This window comes from Streptomyces sp. NRRL F-2580 (assembly GCF_000720115.1).
Classification (GTDB): domain Bacteria; phylum Actinomycetota; class Actinomycetes; order Streptomycetales; family Streptomycetaceae; genus Streptomyces.
In genome coordinates, this window is sequence record NZ_JOIR01000036.1 from 42,757 (window position 1) to 59,191 (window position 16,435).

General features: G+C 72.6%; 14 protein-coding genes and 1 other RNA gene. 11 read left to right on the forward strand and 4 right to left on the reverse strand.

The genetic code is table 11. From position 1 onward, the window contains the following. Positions 1-26 precede the first annotated feature (26 nt). From IF88_RS0131190 to ssrA, 3 genes are all read left to right on the forward strand, one after another. Positions 27-1,217 carry a S41 family peptidase gene (locus tag IF88_RS0131190; RefSeq protein WP_051837881.1) on the forward strand — a complete coding sequence of 397 codons (1,191 nt, stop codon included), beginning with the start codon at positions 27-29 and terminating at the stop codon, positions 1,215-1,217. A gap of 18 nt (positions 1,218-1,235) precedes the next feature. After that, a complete protein-coding gene (gene smpB, locus IF88_RS0131195) occupies positions 1,236-1,721 on the forward strand; it encodes an SsrA-binding protein SmpB (RefSeq protein WP_030719966.1) in 486 nt (161 codons plus the stop codon). Positions 1,722-1,825: 104 nt separating this feature from the next. Beyond that, positions 1,826-2,214, forward strand: a transfer-messenger RNA (tmRNA) gene (gene ssrA, locus IF88_RS42915). Between the two features lie 55 nt (positions 2,215-2,269). Here ssrA and IF88_RS0131200 read toward each other — a convergent pair. The 3 genes from IF88_RS0131200 to IF88_RS0131210 all read right to left on the reverse strand — a co-directional run bounded on the left by IF88_RS0131200 (position 2,270) and on the right by IF88_RS0131210 (position 4,147). Further along, a complete protein-coding gene (locus IF88_RS0131200) occupies positions 2,270-2,527 on the reverse strand; it encodes a Txe/YoeB family addiction module toxin (protein WP_030719970.1) in 258 nt (85 codons plus the stop codon). Then, positions 2,524-2,799 (reverse strand): type II toxin-antitoxin system Phd/YefM family antitoxin, encoded by a 276-nt coding sequence (locus IF88_RS0131205; RefSeq protein ID WP_030719973.1) that lies wholly within the window; start codon positions 2,797-2,799, stop codon positions 2,524-2,526. Before IF88_RS0131205 ends, IF88_RS0131200 begins: the two co-directional genes overlap by 4 nt. Positions 2,800-2,902: 103 nt before the next feature. Further along, positions 2,903-4,147 carry an MFS transporter gene (locus IF88_RS0131210; protein ID WP_051837888.1) on the reverse strand — a complete coding sequence of 415 codons (1,245 nt, stop codon included), beginning with the start codon at positions 4,145-4,147 and terminating at the stop codon, positions 2,903-2,905. 204 nt (positions 4,148-4,351) lie between these two features. Here IF88_RS0131210 and IF88_RS0131215 point away from each other — a divergent pair, with 204 nt between their 5' ends. From IF88_RS0131215 to IF88_RS0131250, 8 genes are all read left to right on the forward strand, one after another. After that, on the forward strand, positions 4,352-5,317 hold the full coding sequence (locus tag IF88_RS0131215; RefSeq protein WP_030719980.1) for a LysR family transcriptional regulator: 966 nt from the start codon (positions 4,352-4,354) through the stop codon (positions 5,315-5,317). A 97-nt stretch (positions 5,318-5,414) separates the two neighbouring features. Continuing rightward, positions 5,415-6,785, forward strand: a complete 1,371-nt coding sequence (locus IF88_RS0131220) for a nitrate/nitrite transporter (protein WP_030719983.1) — start codon at positions 5,415-5,417, stop codon at positions 6,783-6,785. A gap of 98 nt (positions 6,786-6,883) precedes the next feature. Then, on the forward strand, positions 6,884-8,071 hold the full coding sequence (locus tag IF88_RS0131225; protein ID WP_037807688.1) for a uroporphyrinogen-III synthase: 1,188 nt from the start codon (positions 6,884-6,886) through the stop codon (positions 8,069-8,071). Positions 8,072-8,080: 9 nt separating this feature from the next. Then, the gene (locus tag IF88_RS0131230) at positions 8,081-8,629 is read left to right on the forward strand and encodes a GNAT family N-acetyltransferase (protein ID WP_030719989.1); all 549 of its coding nucleotides are present in this window, start codon (positions 8,081-8,083) and stop codon (positions 8,627-8,629) included. A 356-nt stretch (positions 8,630-8,985) separates the two neighbouring features. Continuing rightward, a complete protein-coding gene (locus IF88_RS0131235) occupies positions 8,986-9,558 on the forward strand; it encodes a CGNR zinc finger domain-containing protein (RefSeq protein WP_030719992.1) in 573 nt (190 codons plus the stop codon). Between the two features lie 103 nt (positions 9,559-9,661). Further along, on the forward strand, positions 9,662-11,968 hold the full coding sequence (locus tag IF88_RS0131240; protein ID WP_030719995.1) for a HelD family protein: 2,307 nt from the start codon (positions 9,662-9,664) through the stop codon (positions 11,966-11,968). 495 nt (positions 11,969-12,463) lie between these two features. Further along, a complete protein-coding gene (locus IF88_RS0131245) occupies positions 12,464-13,867 on the forward strand; it encodes an NAD-dependent malic enzyme (protein ID WP_030719998.1) in 1,404 nt (467 codons plus the stop codon). Positions 13,868-14,207: 340 nt separating this feature from the next. Next, positions 14,208-14,489, forward strand: coding sequence for an HU family DNA-binding protein (locus IF88_RS0131250; RefSeq protein WP_007264399.1), 282 nt, complete (start codon positions 14,208-14,210; stop codon positions 14,487-14,489). Between the two features lie 503 nt (positions 14,490-14,992). Here the strand turns inward: IF88_RS0131250 and murA are convergent. Next, the gene (gene murA / locus IF88_RS0131255) at positions 14,993-16,333 is read right to left on the reverse strand and encodes a UDP-N-acetylglucosamine 1-carboxyvinyltransferase (protein WP_030720001.1); all 1,341 of its coding nucleotides are present in this window, start codon (positions 16,331-16,333) and stop codon (positions 14,993-14,995) included. Positions 16,334-16,435: the final 102 nt, after the last annotated feature.

Sequence of the window (16,435 nt, forward strand, 5' to 3'; positions counted from 1 at the left end):
GCGGGGCTTGTCCTAGACTCGGCGCCATGCTGGGCTTGCCGAGTATTCCCGCCTCCAGTCTCCGGCCCCGCGACCTGCGTCGCGGGGCCGTTTTGACGTTGGCCTTCCTCGCCGCCGTCGCCACCGGTGCCTTAACCGGATGCTGGGACCAGGAGGACGGCGCCGTGGCCGCGGAGGTCCGCACGGACCTCCCCGCCCCCGGCGCACCCCGCACGGCGGGCACCGCCGACCGCGACGCGGTGGCGCGCGCCGCCGCCGAGGCCGTCGCCGAGGGGAAGTCCGGCAAGAAGGCCGCCCAGGACGTGGTCAGCCGCAGCGGCGACCGCTGGGGCACCGTCTACGACCAGGGCGAGTACGCCGCCTTCGCCGAGGGCCTCGACGGCCACTGGACCGGCGTCGGGGTCTGGGCCGAACGCGCCCCCGACGGCGTGATCAAGGTCGACAAGGTCCAGCCCGGCAGCCCCGCCGCCCGGGCCGGGTTGCGCGCCGGGGACCGGCTGATGAGCGTCGACGGCCACGCCGTGACCGGCCTGGCCGTCGCCGACGTGGTCTCCCTGCTGCGCGGCACGGCCGGCACCCCCGTCGTGCTGAACCTCAGCCGGGCCGGCGCCGACCTCACCGAGACCGTCCGCCGCGAGCAGCTGCGCACCGAGCCCGTGACCGTACGGCAGCGCCCGGACGGCGTCACCGTCATCAAGGTCGCCTCCTTCACCCGCGGTTCCGGCGAGCGCGTCAAGGCCGCCGTCCGCGCGGCCCCGGCCGGCGCCGGGGTCATGCTCGACCTGCGCGGCAACCCGGGCGGGCTGGTCACCGAGGCGGTCACGGCCGCCTCCGCCTTCCTGGACGGCGGGCTCGTGGCGACGTACGACGTTCGGGGCGACCAGCGGGTCCTGTACGCGGCCCCGGGCGGCGACACCACCCGCCCGCTGGTGGCCCTCGTCGACGGCGGCACGATGAGCGCGGCCGAGCTGGTGACGGGCGCCCTCCAGGACCGGGGCCGGGCGGTGGCGGTGGGCAGCCGGACCTTCGGCAAGGGCTCGGTGCAGATGCCGACCGAGCTCCCGGACGGCTCGGTGGCCGAGCTGACGGTGGGCACGTACCGCACTCCGGCGGGCCGCAGCCTGGACGGCGACGGCATCACCCCGGACGTACCGGCGGGCGAGCGGGCCGAGGAACGGGCCGTCACGGTATTGGGTGGCCTCGGGGTGGGTCCGTAGTGCGAAAATGACCGCACTATGGCTAAGGAAAAAGGGCGCAAGCTGATCGCCCAGAACAAGAAGGCGCGGCACGACTACACGATCCTCGACACCTACGAGTGCGGACTCGTGCTCACGGGGACCGAGGTCAAGTCCATGCGCCAGGGCCGGGCCTCGCTGGTGGACGGCTTCGTGTCGGTGGAGAGCCGCGAGGCGTGGCTCTACAACGTGCACGTGCCGGAGTACAGCCAGGGCACCTGGACCAACCACAGCGCCCGGCGCAAGCGCAAGCTCCTCATGCACCGGGAGGAGATCGACAAGCTGGCGCGCAAGTCGGAGGAGACGGGTCACACGATCGTGCCCCTCTCGCTGTACTTCAAGGACGGCCGCGCGAAGGTCGAGATCGCGCTGGCGAAGGGCAAGAAGGAGTACGACAAGCGGCAGACCATGCGGGAGAAGCAGGACACCCGCGAGACCCAGCGCACGATCTCGGCGATCCGCCGCAAGCAGCGGGGCACCGTTTAACCTGCTGGCACGCCGTGGTCCACTTCGCGTACCATGGCGTCAGCACCCGCCGCTCGCGGTGGGTGCAGCTTGAGCAGTGCACAACTGAAAAGCGTGAAAAACATGGGGATGATCGGTTTCGACAGCGGATGTCGATGCAGGGGAAGCGAGCCGAGGAAGCGGCAATGATCTCGCTAACCACATGTCGCAAACAATAATCGCCAACTCCAAGAGCGATAACTCCCGCTTCACCCTCGCTGCCTAATAACAGTGAGCTGAAGCCTCTGTGAGGAGCGTCAGCCCGGAAGTGGTCCCGGTCCGGATCCTGGCGTCAATTAGGGATCTAAACCTCTAGCCCCGGTCACGGGGGTTGGAGGGAAACCAAACAGTGACTGAGCCCGTCGGAGACTTGTCCGTGTGATCTCCGGGGCCGAGAAAAGCGCAGCGGACTGCGCTCGGAGAAGCCCTGCTTCTGCACCGTTGGACGCGGGTTCGATTCCCGCCATCTCCACTCATCCCATGTGGGCAAAGGCCCCGCGGCCTCTCGGCTGCGGGGCCTTTGTCATGCGTCAGTAGTGGTAGCGGGCCTTGAGGACCTTCACTTCCTTCTCGTCGGCCCGGTACACGAGGCGGTGCTCGTCGTCGATGCGGCGTGACCAGTAGCCCGACAGCTCGCCCTTCAGCGGTTCGGGCTTGCCGATGCCGGTGAACGGGTCGCGCTGGATCTCCCCGAGCAGACGGGTGATCCGGCGGGCCATCTTCCGGTCCGACGAGAGCCAAAACAGGAAGTCCTCCCAGGCGGCAGGGTCGAAGTGAACGCTCCTCACTCCTCGCCTCCGGCCAACTCCCTCAGTTCGTCCAGTGTCCTGGAGATGGTGGAGGCACCCTCACGGTCGCGCGCGACGGCCTCCATCAGCCGCTGGGCGTTGGCGGGGGAGCGCAGGAGGTAGACGGTCTCCTGCCAGGAGTCGTAGTCGTCGGCGGACATGAGGACCGCGTCACCGTTCTTGGAGGTGATGCGCACCGGAGCGTGATCGGTATTGACGCGCTCGATCAGTGGGAACAGGGTCGCCCTGGCTTCGCTGGCGCTTATGGACACGGTGCGCTCCTCTCGAGGTCGTACGAGTTTATGGTACATGACTCGTACCGAAAACTGGTACGAGTCATGTGGGGGACCTGCGGTCGGACGGCGGCGGCCGTCCTCATGCGGAGGGGCCGCCGCCGATGGAGGGACGCCGCGCCGTGGTCGCGAGGGCGATCAGGGATGCCGCGGCCGGGAGGGCGTAGGCCGAGGACGGGTCCAGGTGGTCGACCAGGGTGCCGGACGCAGCCGCCCCCAGGGCGATGCCCGCGAAGATCGCGGTGACCGCGAGCGTCATGCCCTCGTTGAGGCGTCCCTCGGGGGTCAGGGCGTGGACCCGGGACATCGCCGTGACCATCGTCGGGGCCGTGGCCATGCCCGCCAGGAGGAGGGCGCAGCCGAGCGCGGGCAGGGAGCCGGTGGCCGCCGCGGCCCAGGGGAGGGTCATGACGACGGCCAGGGCGCCCACGCAGGCCTTCAGCGAGCGGGGGCGCAGGGTGCCGTAGAGCAGGCCCGCCGCGCAGGATCCCGCGGCCTGCAGGGCCAGGACCAGACCGGAGGAGGCGCCGAGCCCCCGGGCGTCGAGGTGGGCGATCGAGGTGATCTCCATGGAGCCGAAGACCACGCCGGTGACGAGGAAGAGCGGCAGCAGCGGGCCGAGGGCGCGCAGCGGTGAGCCCTGCCGGGGCGCGGCCGACACCGGGGGCTGGGTGGCGCGGCAGGAGGTGAAGACGAGCATGCCGGTGAGCAGCAGGGCCGCGCCCGCGAGGGTGCCCGCCTCGGGGAAGACGGCGCCGCAGAGGAAGGCCGCCAGGACCGGTCCGAGCATGAAGCACAGCTCGTCCGCGGCCTGTTCGAAGGACATCGCCGTGTGGTGCGCGGCCGGCGAGTCGCGCAGCAGGTGCGTCCAGCGGGCGCGGGACATGCCGCCGATGTTGGGGGTGGTGGCGGTCGCGGCGTACGAGGCGAAGAGGGTCCAGGCGGGGGCCCCGGTACGGACGCACGCGATCAGGGAGAGCGAGCCGAGGACCGCGATCAGGGTGGCCGGTACGGCGATCCGGGCCTGCCCGTGGCGGTCGACGAGCCGGGCGGTCCAGGGCGCCACCAGCGCGGTGGCGGCCAGGCCGGTCGCCGTGACCGCGCCGGCGAGGGCGTACGAGCCGCGCTGTCCGGCGATCATCATGACCGCGCTGACCCCGAACATGCCCATGGGGAGCCGGGCGAGGAGGTTCCCGGCGGTGAATCCGCGGGTGCCGGGCCGGGCGAACAGGCGGCGGTAGGGGCCCTGGGGGGTGCGGGCCGGCCGGGAGGCGGAGGCGCCGGCGGGCGGTCCGGCGATGACGAGGGTGGCGCCGGTGACGGTCATGCGGGGGACGCGGGCGCCGCTCGTGGCGGTGCGGGCGGCGGCCGTGCGGGAGGAGGTCGTGCCGGAGGAGGTCGTGCGGGCGGCGGCCGTGCGGGCAGTGGTCGTGGTCGTGGCGGGCATGGGAAGAGCCTCGGGCCCGGCCCCCGTCCCGGTCCAACACCTGTTCGGAGCCCATTCACCGCCCTCTGTTGTTAGTCTCCGGGGGTGATTCCCCGTGATGTCGACCCCCGGCTGCTGCGCGGCTTCGTCGCGGCCGCCGAGGACCTGCACTTCACCCGCGCCGCCGCCCGCCTCTACGTCGCCCAGCAGGCACTCAGCCGCGATGTCCGGCGGCTCGAACAGACCCTGGACGCCACGCTGTTCCTGCGGACCACACGTCAGGTGGAGCTGACCGCCGACGGGCAGCGCCTGCTGCCGCTGGCCCGGCGCGTGCTCGCCGCGCACGAGGAACTCGCCGCCGCCTTCACCGCGCCCCGCCCGCTCCTCGTCGACCTCAACACCGACGGGCCGAGCACCCCGCGGACCGTGCTGGATCGCGCCCGCGAACTCGCCCCCGACTGCGAGCTGATGGCCCGCTTCGAAAGCGGCCTCACCCACGCCGCCGCCGAGATCGCGGCCGGCCGGCTCGACGTCTCCTTCGGGTACGCCGACGGCCTGGACCCGGCGCTGCGGGCCCCGCTCGCGCAGACGCCCGTACGGTACGAGCCGCTCGCCGTGCTGCTGCCCGAGGGGCATCCGCTGGCCGCGCGGGAGACCGTACCGCTGGACGCGCTCGCCGGCGAGACCGTGTACGCGGGCGCCGGGAACCCGCGGACGCTGGAGTGGACCGGGCTGGCGCGCGAGCTGTTCGCCGGGCGGGGGATCCTGATGGCGCCGCCCGCGCCGGTGGCGATGGGCAAGGAGGAGTTCAGCCGGGTGATGGTCAAGACCGGCAACCCGGTCCTGGCCACCGTGGACTTCCTCGACATGCCCGGCTGCGTGAAACGGCCGCTGACCGACCCGGTGCCGCTCTCCCCGCTGTCCATGGTGTGGCGCGAGGGCTTCGCGCACCCCGGACTGGACGCCCTGCGCGCCGCGGCCGCCGGGCTGGCCGCCGAGCGGGGGTGGCTGGAAGCGCCCGCCGGGAGCCGCCTCCCGGCGCGGCTCACACACGGACCCGGCGGCGGGTGAGAGCAAGGTTTCCCGGCGGTCATCCCGCGGGGACCGGGGCCGAAACGCGCCCTCCCTACGGTCGTCACCACGGACGCGACAGCTGTGGAGGCGTGTGATGACCGGTACGACCGCACCGCGCAGGGGAGGCCGCTGGATCGAGCAGTGGGATCCCGAGGACGAGACCTTCTGGAAGGAGACCGGGGAGCGGACCGCCCGCCGCAACCTCCTCTACTCCGTGTTCTCCGAGCACATCGGGTTCTCCATCTGGTCGCTCTGGTCCGTGATGGTCCTCTTCATGGGCCCCGCCTACGGGATCGACCCCGCCGGGAAGTTCTTCCTCATCGCGACGGCCACCCTCGTCGGCGCCCTGGTGCGGGTGCCGTACACCTTCGCCGTCGCGCGCTTCGGCGGCCGGAACTGGACCGTCTTCAGCGCGCTCATGCTGCTCGCGCCGACGGTGGCCGCGCTGGTGGTGATGGAGCCCGGGACCTCGTACGGGACCTTCCTGCTCGTCGCGGCCCTCACCGGGGTGGGCGGCGGCAACTTCGCCTCCTCCATGACCAACATCAACGCCTTCTTCCCGCTGCGCAAGAAGGGCTGGGCGCTCGGCCTGAACGCCGGCGGCGGCAACATCGGCGTGCCCGTGGTCCAGCTGGCCGGACTGCTGGTCATCGCCACCGCCGGGGCCACCCACCCGCGGCTGCTGCTCGGCGCCTACATCCCGCTGATCGTCCTCGCGGCGGTCCTGGCGGCCGTACGGATGGACAACCTGGCGCCCGTGCGCAACGACACCGGCGCCGTCCGCGAGGCCCTGAAGGACGCGCACACCTGGATCATGGCCTTCCTCTACATCGGGACGTTCGGCTCGTTCATCGGATACAGCTTCGCCTTCGGCCTGGTGCTCCAGACCCAGTTCGGCCGCACCCCGCTGCAGGCCGCGTCGCTGACCTTCGTCGGACCGCTGCTCGGGTCGCTGATCCGGCCGGTGGGCGGGGCGCTGGCGGACCGGTTCGGCGGGGCGCGGATCACCCTGGGGACGTTCGTGGCGATGGCGGCGGCGACCGGCGTGGTCGTCTTCGCCTCCGGCCGGTCCTCGCTGCCGGTCTTCCTCGTCGGGTTCGTGGCGCTCTTCGTCCTGAGCGGGCTCGGCAACGGCTCGACGTACAAGATGATCCCGGGCATCTTCCAGGCGAAGGCACTGGCCCGCGGGATGACCGGCGAGGCCGCCGCGGCCTACGGGCGGCGGCTCTCCGGCGCCGCCATGGGCCTCATCGGGGCGGTCGGCGCACTCGGCGGACTCGGCATCAACCTCGTCTTCCGGGAGGCCTTCCTCAGCTCCGGCTCCGGCACGGCGGCCTTCGTCACTTTCCTCGGCTTCTACGCCCTGTGCTGCGCGGTCACCTGGGCGGTATACCTTCGCCAGCCGGTGGCCGCGGCCGTCCCGGCGGCTGGCGTCGAAGCGAAACCGCAGCTCACGTCGGTGTAACCGGGGCGAAATACGGGTGAACCGAGACCGACATGCCGGGTTGGCAGGCTCGGTCCACCCGCTCCGCCCCGCCCCCATGCGTCAGTAGGCAGGTCACGATGGACCACACGAACACCGACACGAACACCGGCCCGCTCGCGGGCTTCACGGTCGGGGTCACCGCTGCCCGGCGGGCGGACGAACTCATCGCGCTGCTGCGGCGGCGCGGAGCGGCGGTGCTGCACGCGCCGGCGCTGCGGATCGTTCCCCTCGCCGACGACAGCGAACTGCTCGCCGCCACCAAGGAACTCATCGGCTGCGCACCGGACGTCGTCGTGGCCACCACCGCCATCGGCTTCCGGGGATGGATCGAGGCGGCCGACGGGTGGGGGATCGGCGAGCAACTGCTGGAGCGGCTGCGGGCCACCGAACTGCTCGCGCGGGGGCCGAAGGTGAAGGGCGCCATCCGGGCCGCCGGGCTCGTCGAGACCTGGTCCCCGGAGTCGGAATCGCTCGCCGAGGTACTGGAACGGCTGCTCACGGCCGGGGTGGCGGGCCGCCGGATCGCTCTCCAGCTGCACGGGGAGCCGCTGCCCGGCTTCGTCGAGGCGCTGCGGGCCGGCGGCGCCGACGTGGTCGTGGTGCCCGTGTACCGCTGGATGGCGCCGGAGGACCTCGGGCCGCTGGACCGGCTGCTCGACGCGATCGTCGGCGGCGGGGTGGACGCCGTCAGCTTCACCTCGGCGCCGGCCGCGGCCTCCCTGCTGTCCCGGGCCGAGGAGCGGGGCGTACGGGAGGCCGTGCTGGACGCGCTGCGCGGCCCGCTGGTGTCCGCGTGCGTCGGGCCGGTGACGGCGCTGCCGCTGCAGGCGCAGGGGGTGGCCACCGTGCAGCCGGAACGCTTCCGGCTGGGCCCGCTGGTGCAGCTGCTCTGCCAGGAACTGCCGGGCCGGGCCCGGGTGCTGCCGGTGGCCGGGCACCGCATGGAGATCCGCGGCCACGCCGTCCTGCTGGACGCGGAGCTGCGGCCGGTGCCGCCGGCCGGGATGGCCCTGCTGCGGGCCCTGGCCCGACGGCCGGGCTGGGTGGTGGCCCGCGCGGAACTGCTGCGGGTGCTGCCGGGTGCGGGCCGCGACGAGCACGCCGTGGAGACGGCGATGGCCCGGCTGCGGGCGGCGCTCGGCGCGCCGCACCTGATCCAGACCGTGGTCAAGCGGGGGTACCGGCTGTCGCTGGACGCGGGCGGCGAGGCCAAGTACGGGGAGCTCCCGCTCGACGCGGTGACGGCCAGGGGGGTCCTCGGCTAGCGTGCCGGGATGATCATTGACGGCGTGGAGATGAGGGGCGTCGAGCTCGGCGACGCCGCCGGGCTGGCGGAGGCGTTCACCCGGAACCGGGCGTTCATGGCGCACGTGGAGCCGGTCCGGACGGAGGCCTACTACACGGAGCAGGGGCAGCGGGAGCGCATCGAGGGGATGCTCGCCGAGCGGGACGCGGGGCGGATCGTCCCGTACGTGTTCGTGGAGACGGCCACGGGCGCGCCCATCGGCGCGATCAACCTCGGCTCCATCGCCCACGGGCCGCTGTGCAGCGGCGGCGTGGGCTACTGGATCGACCCCGTCTGGCACGGCAAGGGGCTGGCGACCGCGGGGCTGGAGGAGGTCTGCCGGGTCGCCCGCGACGAGCTCGGCCTGCACCGGGTGGAAGCCGGGACCCTGGTCGACAACCTCGCGTCGCAGCGCGTGCTGGCGAAGGCGGGCTTCGAGTTCTACGGCCTGGCCCCGCGCTACCTCCACATCAACGGCGCCTGGCGCGACCACCGCCTCTTCCAGCGCCTGCTGCACGACGACCCGCCGGCCCCTTAGGCGGGGCGCGCTGCCGCCTGCCCCTGCGCCGTGAGGCGCGCCCTTTCAGCGCCCCGGCATTTCACCCCTCCGCGGCCTGGCCATTTCAGCCCCTCCGGCGGCCTGGCCCTTTCAGCCCCTCCGGCGTTTGAGGAGCGGGGGTTCGGGGGCAGCGCCCCCGCAACGGCGCCGCACCCGGAACGAAGCGGTCCGGCGCCCGCGCCGCTGCTGGGGCTCCGCCCCAGACCCCGCGCCTCAAACGCCGGCGGGGCTGGATTTGCGCGGCCCCTGCCACCGGAGGTACCGGTTCGGGGGGTTCCCCCGCAGGCGGCGGGCGGGCAATCTGGTACGGCACCCCACGACGGGAGGCTGACGGCATGCGGTTCGATTCCGGGCGCGTCTGTCTGGACCTGGTGGCCACCTTCACCCCGCACGAGGGGATCCCGGACGGTGACGAGCTGCGGGTGTGGCTCGCCGGGGCCGGGCTGGTGCCCGACCGGACACCGCTGGCCCGGGTGGGGCCCGACTGGGCGGCGGCCTTCCGGGCCCTGCGCGGCGACGTGGAAACCCTCGTACGGGCGGAGCTCGCCGGCGGCGCGGCCCCGTCCGCGAGCACGGCGAACGCCCTCGCCCGGGTCAACGCGCTGGCCGCCGGACCACCCCCGGGCCTGTGTGCCGTTCGGGACCAAGAGGGCCACCTGGTCCGGGAGTTGTGCGGCGGCGTGGAATGCGGCGCGCTGCTCGCCGCCGTCGCCCGGGACGCCGTGGAGCTGCTGACCGACCCCGGCGACCTGGCGCTGCTGCGGGCCTGCGAGGGCGACGGCTGCACCCGCGTCTACCTGGACACCTCCCGCGGCCACCGGCGCCGCTGGTGCTCCAGCGAGCTGTGCGGCAACCGCGAGCGCGTCGCCCGGCACCGCCGCCGGGCCCTGGCGTCCGGATCCCGGTAGCGGGCGTACCACCCAGCGAGACCGGTTCCGGAACGGGCGTGCGGACAGGCCGCCGGTTCGCGTACGGTTGACGGTCGCCCATGCACGTCAGAAGGGGGCCTTGGTGGCCGCGCAGAATGCCGCTGTCGACAGCACGGCGGATTCCGTCCGCGATCGGGAGATCGCGGTCGAGCAGACGCATCTCGACCAGGTGTACCGACGCCTTGAGGAGAAGATCCACGAGGCGGAGTTCCTCATGAACGACGCCGCCCAGCGCGGCCAAGTCGGGACGCCCGGCGCACTCGCCGAGCGCGATGCGCAGGTCTTCCGGGCGGGCATCCACCTGAACCGGCTCAACAACGAGTTCGAGGACTTCCTCTTCGGCCGCATCGACCTGGTGCTCGGCAAGGACGGGGAGCGCGGCCCGGACGGCGCGTACACCTCCGTCGAGCCCGCCGACGACGCGATCCGCGGGGACCTCACGGCCGACGTCGCCGAGACCCTGCACATCGGCCGCATCGGAGTCCTGGACTCCGACTACTCGCCGCTGGTCATCGACTGGCGTGCACCGGCCGCCGCGCCGTTCTACCGCTCCACGCCGAAGGACCCCGGCCGCGTCGTGCGCCGCCGCGTCATCCGCTCCAAGGGCCGCAAGGTGCTGGGCGTCGAGGACGACCTGATGCGCCCCGAGGTCACCGCCTTCCTCGACGGCCGGGAGCTCCCCGCCATCGGCGACGGCGCCCTGATGGCCGCTCTCGGGCGGGCCCGTACGCACTCGATGCGCGACATCGTCTCGTCCATCCAGGCCGAGCAGGACCTGGTCATCCGGGCTCCCGCCGCCTCCGTCGCCGAGGTCGCGGGCGGACCGGGCACCGGCAAGACCGCCGTCGCCCTGCACCGCGCCGCCTACCTGCTCTACCAGGACCGGCGCCGCTACTCCGGCGGCATCCTGATCGTCTCGCCGACCCCGCTGCTCGTCGCGTACACCGAGGGCGTGCTGCCCTCCCTCGGCGAGGAGGGCCAGGTCGCCATCCGCGCGCTCGGCTCCCTCGTCGACGGCGCGGAGGCCACCACTTACGACTCCCCGGCCGTGGCCCGCATCAAGGGCTCCTCCCGGATGCTGAAGGTGCTCCGCAAGGCCGTGCGGGGCGCACTCGAACTCGGCGGCGCCCCCGACCGGCTGCGCGTGGTGGCCTTCGGCCGCCGCCAGGAGCTGGAGGCCGACGAGCTGAACCGGATCCGGCAGAACGTGCTCAGCGGCACCGCCCCGGTCAACCTGCTGCGCCCGCGCGCCCGCAAGCTGCTGCTCGACGCCCTGTACGCGAAGTCGGGCGGCGCCGGCCGGCACAGCGACCCGGAGCTGGCCGCCGAGCTGCGCTCCGCCTTCGACGAGGACATCTCCACCGAGGACGCCTTCATCGGCTTCCTGAACGCCTGGTGGCCCGAGCTGACCCCGCGCGCGGTGCTCGCCGCGCTCGCCGACGAGCGCCACCTCGGCCGCTGGTCGCGCCGGGACCTGAACCCGCGCGAGACCCGTCAGCTGGCCCGTTCGCTGCGCCGGGTGGGCCCGGACGGCAAGGGTCCCCTGTCGGTCCACGACGTGGCGCTCCTCGACGAGCTCCAGCAGCTGCTCGGCGCCCCGGCGCGGCCGAAGCGGAGGCGGGAGATGGACCCGCTCGACCAGCTCAGCGGGCTGGAGGAGCTGATGCCGGTCCGCGAGGAGACCCAGTGGGAGCGGGCCGAGCGGCTCGCGGCGGAGCGCACCGAGTACGCGCACGTCATCGTGGACGAGGCGCAGGACCTGACGCCGATGCAGTGGCGGATGGTCGGCCGCCGGGGCCGGATGGGCACCTGGACGGTGGTCGGCGACCCGGCGCAGTCCTCCTGGACCGATCCGGAGGAGGCGGCCGCGGCCCGCGACGAGGCGCTGGGCAGCCGGCCGCGCCGCCGGTTCACGCTGACGGTCAACTACCGCAACCCCGCGGAGGTCGCCGAGGTGGCCTCCCGCGTGCTGCGGCTGGCGATGCCCGGCATGGAGCCGCCGTCGGCGGTGCGCTCCACCGGCCTGCAGCCCCGGTTCACGGCCGCGCAGGGCGATCTGGGGGCCGCGGTCCGCGAGGAGACCCGGCGGCTGCTGGAGCAGGTGGACGGCACCGTCGGCGTGGTCGTGGCCATGGACCGGCGGGCGGAGGCCGCGGGCTGGCTCGCCGACCTGGGCGCGCGGGCGGTGGCGCTCGGCAGCCTGGAGGCCAAGGGCCTGGAGTACGACGCCACGGTGGTCGTCTCCCCGGCGGAGATCGCGGACGAGTCCCCGGCGGGCCTGCGCGTGCTGTACGTGGCGCTGACGCGTGCGACGCAGCAGCTGACGGTGGTCTCGGCCGACCGGGACAAGCCGGACGCGGACGGGGTGCCGGAGCTGCTGCTGCCGTAGGGGGCCGCCCCGCGGGGGCGGTTCACGGCGTGGCTCCGGCCCTGCTCAGGGCCTCGTACATCCGTATGGTCCGCGGCCAGGAGCGTGGTGGCGCGAACCGACTGCGAGCAGGGGGATCACATTCGGCGATCCTTTGTTAGCCTGGGTACGGCACCGACTCGATCCAAGCCCCCGGGCCCAACCTTCGTCGCTTAGAGCGACCACTTGCCGCGAGGCGAGCATGGCGGGTCGGTGTCATAGACGTACGAATCACCAGGTCCGCGCCCTCCACCAGTGGAGGGCGCGGACCTGTTTTGTATGGACCCACCATTCCGAACACCCCTGCTATCTCGTATGGTGGAAGAGTCTTTCCGAAATTTGTAGCTGGTTACCTTGTACTGGCTGGTAGGTGGGACGATCGGACAACAGGTCCCCTGCCGAACCTGCCATGTTCTCGGCCGGTGCAGCGCGGGGCCCTGTGTCAAGCAAACCAGGGACAGAAGAGGAAACACGGTCATGGCAACGGCGCCCAGCGTCTCGTATTCGATGACGGTCCGCCTGGAAGTGCCCGCGAGCGGAACCGCGGTCTCCCAGCTCACCACCGCCGTGGAGTCCTCCGGCGGTTCGGTCACCGGCCTCGACGTGACCGCATCCGGCCACGAGAAGCTCCGGATCGACGTCACCATCGCCGCGACCTCCACCGCCCACGCGGACGAGATCGTCGAGAAACTGCGCGGGATCGAGGGCGTCAGCCTCGGCAAGGTCTCCGACCGAACCTTCCTGATGCACCTCGGCGGCAAGATCGAGATGGCGTCCAAGCACCCCATCCGCAACCGCGACGACCTCTCCATGATCTACACCCCGGGCGTGGCCCGCGTGTGCATGGCGATCGCCGAGAACCCCGAGGACGCGCGCCGCCTCACCATCAAGCGCAACTCCGTCGCAGTCGTGACGGACGGCTCCGCCGTGCTGGGCCTGGGCAACATCGGCCCGATGGCCGCGCTGCCCGTCATGGAGGGCAAGGCGGCCCTCTTCAAGCGCTTCGCCGGCATCGACGCCTGGCCGATCTGCCTCGACACCCAGGACACCGACAAAATCGTCGAGATCGTCAAGGCCATCGCCCCCGGCTTCGCGGGCATCAACCTGGAGGACATCTCCGCGCCGCGCTGCTTCGAGATCGAGGCCCGGCTGCGCGAGGCCCTCGACATCCCCGTCTTCCACGACGACCAGCACGGCACCGCCATCGTGGTGCTCGCCGCCCTCACCAACGCACTGCGCGTGGTGGGCAAGGCAGTTGGCGACGTCAAGGTCGTCATGTCGGGCGCCGGCGCGGCCGGCACGGCCATCCTCAAGCTGCTCCTCGCGGCGGGCGTCAAGAACGCGGTGAGCGCCGACATCCACGGCGTCGTGCACGCGGACCGCCCCGACCTCGTCGACGCGGCCCCCGACTCCCCGCTGCGCTGGATCGCCGACAACACCAACCCCGAGGGCTACACGGGCACTCTGAAGGAGGCCGTGGTCGGCGCCGACGTCTTCATCGGCGTCTCGGCCCCGAACGTGCTGTCCGGCGAGGACGTCGCCGCCATGGCGGAAGGCGCCATCGTGTTCGCGCTCGCGAACCCGGACCCCGAGGTGGACCCGGCCGTCGCCCGCCAGACCGCCGCCGTCGTCGCCACCGGGCGCTCCGACTTCCCGAACCAGATCAACAACGTGCTGGTCTTCCCGGGCGTCTTCCGCGGCCTGCTGGACGCCCAGTCCCGCACCGTGAACACGGAGATGATGCTGGCCGCCGCGAGCGCGCTCGCGGACGTCGTCGGCGAGGACGAGCTGAACGCGAACTACATCATCCCGTCCGTCTTCAACGACAAGGTCGCCGGCGCGGTCGCGGGCGCCGTCCGCAAGGCGGCGTCGGGCTCCTGAGGCCCGCTGTGAGAGCCCTCACGGCGGGCCGCCACCGGCGCGTCGCGAGATGCGGGCCCGGTGGGCCGCCTCTAGGGTTGCGGGGATGCCCGCGGGGTCCGCGGTCCGCAGCGGCGTGCGAGCGAAGGCATGGACGGAGCGTCACCGCGGCGTGACTGTGGCGCTTTTCGTGTGACCCCGACGGGTGCCGGATTGGCTTTCCCGCCGCTGGTGGGGGCAGGATGCGTAACCGGGCGAGAGGGTCTGACGTTCAGACCCGGGTCCGGGGACTGTCCTAGGGCCCTGGCAGCATCGGCTTCGATCTCACGCCTCTAAGGCAAGTTGAACACGGGAGTACAACATGAACCGCAGTGAGCTGGTGGCCGCTCTGTCCGAGCGCGCCGAGGTGACCCGCAAGGACGCCGACGCCGTTCTGGCCGCGCTCGCCGAGACCGTCGGCGAGATTGTCGCCAAGGGCGACGAGAAGGTCACCATCCCCGGCTTCCTGACCTTCGAGCGCACCCACCGTGCCGCTCGCACCGCGCGCAACCCGCAGACCGGCGACCCCATCCAGATCCCGGCCGGCTACAGCGTGAAGGTCTCCGCGGGCTCCAAGCTCAAGGAAGCCGCCAAGGGCAAGTAAGTCCTGCCCCGGCGCCGAGGGCCCCACAGGCTTTTGGAACGGCAGTAGTACGCAGGACGGCGATGGGCGGTCACCCCCGGGCGGGGTGGCCGCCCTTCGGTCTGTCCGGGGCCGGCCGGACCGGGCCCGACGGAGCCGGACGAGGCTGGCTCGCCGGGGCCGGACGAGGCTGGCCCGACGGGGCCGAACCGGGCCGGACGGACGGGTCGGACGGGGCCGGACGGACGGGTCGGACGGGGTCGGACGGACGGGGGCGGAATCGGACGGACGGGCACGGACGCGCGCGGACGGGACGCCGGGCCCGGGGGAGCCGCGCCGGACCCGGCCCGGCCCGGGTGGTCCGGGGTGGCCCGGCAGGCCCTGTGAGGGCCCGTCAGGGCCCGTGGCGGGGCCCCGGTATGCCGGCGGCATGCCCCGCCCGGCCGCGGCGGACACGAGAAAGCCCCCCGGGCCCTGTGCGGGGCCCGGGGGGCTTGCTGCGTGCGCGAGGCGCGCGGTACGGCTCAGACGAGGTCGCCGCCGGGCAGTTCGACCTTCGCGCCGAGCTCCACGAGCTTCTCCATGAAGTTCTCGTAGCCGCGGTTGATCAGGTCGATGCCGTGCACGCGCGAGGTGCCCTCGGCGGCCAGCGCCGCGATGAGGTACGAGAACCCGCCGCGCAGGTCGGGGATGACCAGGTCGGCGCCCTGCAGCTTGGTCGGGCCGGAGACGACCGCCGAGTGCAGGAAGTTGCGCTGGCCGAAGCGGCAGGCCGAGCCGCCCAGGCACTCGCGGTACAGCTGGATGTGAGCACCCATCTGGTTGAGCGCCGAGGTGAAGCCGAGCCGGGACTCGTAGACCGTCTCGTGGACGATCGACAGGCCGGACGCCTGCGTGAGGGCCACGACGAGCGGCTGCTGCCAGTCGGTCTGGAAACCGGGGTGGACGTCCGTCTCCAGCGCGATGGCGTTGAGCGGGCCGCCCGGGTGCCAGAAGCGGATGCCGTCGTCGTCGATCTCGAACGCCCCGCCGACCCGGCGGAAGGTGTTCAGGAAGGTCATCATCGAACGCTGCTGGGCGCCGCGCACGTAGATGTTGCCGCCGGTGGCCAGGGCCGCGGAAGCCCAGGACGCGGCCTCCAGACGGTCCGGCAGGGCCTTGTGGTTGTAGCCGCCGAGCCGGTCGACACCCGTGATGCGGATGGTCCGGTCGGTGTCGACGGAGATGATCGCGCCCATCTTCTGCAGGACGCAGATGAGGTCCTCGATCTCCGGCTCGACCGCGGCGTTGCTGAGCTCGGTGACGCCCTCGGCCAGGACGGCCGTCAGCAGCACCTGCTCGGTCGAGCCGACGGACGGGTAGGGGAGGCGGATCTTGCAGCCGCGCAGGCGCTGCGGGGCTTCCAGGTACTGGCCGCCTTCGCGCTTCTCGATGGTCGCGCCGAACTGGCGGAGCACGTCGAAGTGGAAGTCGATCGGCCGGCCGCCGATGTCGCAGCCGCCGAGGCCCGGGATGAAGGCGTGGCCGAGACGGTGCAGCAGGGGGCCGCAGAACAGGATCGGGATGCGCGACGAACCCGCGTGCGCGTCGATGTCGGCGACGTTGGCGCTCTCGACGTGGGTGGGGTCGAGCACCAGCTCGCCCGGCTCCTCGCCGGGGCGGACCGTCACCCCGTGCAGCTGGAGCAGCCCGCGTACGACACGGACGTCACGGATGTCGGGAACGTTGCGCAGCCGGCTGGGTTCGCTGCCGAGCAGAGCGGCGACCATGGCCTTGGGCACGAGGTTCTTCGCGCCGCGGACACGGATCTCGCCCTCAAGCGGGGTGCCGCCGTGGACAAGCAGGACATCGTCGGTGACGGTCATGAATCTCGCGTTCCGAAGTGGGGTGGGCAGGGGGGCCAGGGAAAAGGGTAAGGGCCACAACCCCCTTGTTCGTAAGGCCGACGTGGCCGTAGGACTGTCATG

Coding starts and splice junctions, on each gene's coding strand:
- IF88_RS0131190 (WP_051837881.1), top strand. CDS start 27: ATGCTGGGCTTGCCGAGTATTCCCGCCTCCAGTCTCCGGCCCCGCGAC.
- smpB (WP_030719966.1), top strand. CDS start 1,236: ATGGCTAAGGAAAAAGGGCGCAAGCTGATCGCCCAGAACAAGAAGGCG.
- IF88_RS0131210 (WP_051837888.1), bottom strand. CDS start 4,147: ATGACCGTCACCGGCGCCACCCTCGTCATCGCCGGACCGCCCGCCGGC.
- IF88_RS0131220 (WP_030719983.1), top strand. CDS start 5,415: ATGACCGGTACGACCGCACCGCGCAGGGGAGGCCGCTGGATCGAGCAG.
- IF88_RS0131225 (WP_037807688.1), top strand. CDS start 6,884: ATGGACCACACGAACACCGACACGAACACCGGCCCGCTCGCGGGCTTC.
- IF88_RS0131230 (WP_030719989.1), top strand. CDS start 8,081: ATGATCATTGACGGCGTGGAGATGAGGGGCGTCGAGCTCGGCGACGCC.
- IF88_RS0131235 (WP_030719992.1), top strand. CDS start 8,986: ATGCGGTTCGATTCCGGGCGCGTCTGTCTGGACCTGGTGGCCACCTTC.
- IF88_RS0131245 (WP_030719998.1), top strand. CDS start 12,464: ATGGCAACGGCGCCCAGCGTCTCGTATTCGATGACGGTCCGCCTGGAA.
- IF88_RS0131250 (WP_007264399.1), top strand. CDS start 14,208: ATGAACCGCAGTGAGCTGGTGGCCGCTCTGTCCGAGCGCGCCGAGGTG.
- murA (WP_030720001.1), bottom strand. CDS start 16,333: ATGACCGTCACCGACGATGTCCTGCTTGTCCACGGCGGCACCCCGCTT.